Source organism: Streptomyces swartbergensis, from assembly GCF_002148965.1.
GTDB lineage: Bacteria > Actinomycetota > Actinomycetes > Streptomycetales > Streptomycetaceae > Streptomyces > Streptomyces swartbergensis.
This window is the reverse complement of sequence record NZ_NGFN01000682.1, coordinates 1-1,519: the sequence shown is the minus strand read 5'-3', so window position 1 is coordinate 1,519 and position 1,519 is coordinate 1. Positions and strand designations below refer to the sequence as shown.

The 1,519-nt window shown below is 73.1% G+C and carries 2 protein-coding genes; both read right to left on the bottom strand.

The features are described 5' to 3' along the window. The coding region (locus CA983_RS43525; protein WP_208637182.1) for a hypothetical protein at positions 1–684 on the bottom strand (684 nt) is incomplete at its 3' end. Continuing rightward, positions 681–1,085: a hypothetical protein gene (locus CA983_RS43520; RefSeq protein WP_086606098.1), complete on the bottom strand. Its 405-nt coding sequence runs from the start codon at positions 1,083–1,085 to the stop codon at positions 681–683. The genes CA983_RS43525 and CA983_RS43520, both read right to left, overlap by 4 nt. Positions 1,086–1,519 lie beyond the last annotated feature (434 nt).

Here is a 1,519-nt window from a genome sequence, read left to right as displayed (position 1 = left end):
GGCTGGGGCTTTGGGGACGACCAGCCCGGCGGCGGCCAGGCGGCGGAGCTCGACGAGGGTGTGGAAGGTGCGGCAGGCGAGGGCGGTGGCGATCTGGGCGGCGGTGCGGACGCCGTCGACCTGGGCGAGCGTGCGGCTGCGGCGGGCCGGCAGATCCGCCGGGTCGCTACCGGGGACGCGGTCGAGCGGAGTGAGGTCGATGGCGGGTTCGGGCCATATGCGCTGCAGCAGTTCGCGGCGGCGTCTCGACTCGCGCAGGACGGTGTCCACCGGCACGGCACGGACCGCGCCCAGCCAGTGCGAGACTCCGGGGCGGAAGCGGAGCACCGGTCCGTCGTGGGCGAGGACGAAGTACGCCGCGTCGAAGAGGGCGCCCAGGTGGCACAGTTCGAGCGCGCCGGCGGCGAGGTGGCCGCTGTCCACCAGCTGACGGCCGACGCGGCAACGGCGGCCGGCCCGGTCGATGGCCTCCCACCAGCCGTCCGGGGCGAGCGCGCCGCTGTGCGTGAGCAGATCGCCGATGTCGGGGGTGAGGGCGGATTCGACATGGACGACGTGTCCCGCGGCGAGGTAGACGATCCCCGCCTCGGTGGACACGGCGCCGCTCGCGCCCTGCGCGGCGAGAGTGCCGAGCAGGGCCGAGGCCGGTTCGTCCGTGCGCGCGGTCCGGGTCGGCATGATCATCCGAGCACCAGTCTGTCCGCCATCTCGGCCAGCCGGATGCGGGCCAGGGCGAGGTTGCCCTCGGTGCGGTCGAGCCATAAGTGCAGGAACACGGTGCTGTCGAAGGTCGTGGTGACGAACCTGAGCAGGTGGTACGAGTCGGTGTTCGTGATGATCAGGTCCTGTACGGGTGGTTGCTTGCCGGACGCTCCGCCCGCGTCGCCGCCGGCCGGGGCGAGCGCGCCGCTCTCCGTGGCGAGGCGGGCGAGCTCGGCGGTCTCCGCGGCCGCCGCCTCCAGGTCGCCGCCCGGCGCGTCACCCACCGCGCCCAGGGCGAGACCGCTGATCCAGTCGACCACCGCCGCCCCTCGCGCACCGGGCAGCCGCATGGCCTCCAGCAGACTCTCGTCGATTCCGGGCACGCCGAATCCCCCTCCCCTGCACGGCCGTTCCCGCGAACGTGAGCACGACACTACGGAAAGTACTCGGCCCAGGTGAAGGCTTTGGCATTTTCCAAAGGAATGTGCAGGTAAGCGGGCGAGGGTGCGAACTGGATCGATCCGAAGCGAGCAGGACCCGCCCCGATGCGGATGGTGGGCGGGCCCTGCTCGTGCGGACCATTGTCGGGACCGGGTGCCGGTGGGGCCACGAGTGTGATCCGCCGGTGTGCGCGCGGTGCTCACACCCCGTGCGCGCCGCGTGCCTCCGTGCACCCGGTACTACCCCCTGGCGCCGCCGGGTGCCGCCGGGCGCTGCCCCGTGTGCGACCCCGGGTTATGCCCGTCGGCCTGCGGCGACGATACTGGCAGGCGCACCTGCCCCCGTTCACAGTTGGACCCATGCCGACCTCCCCCTC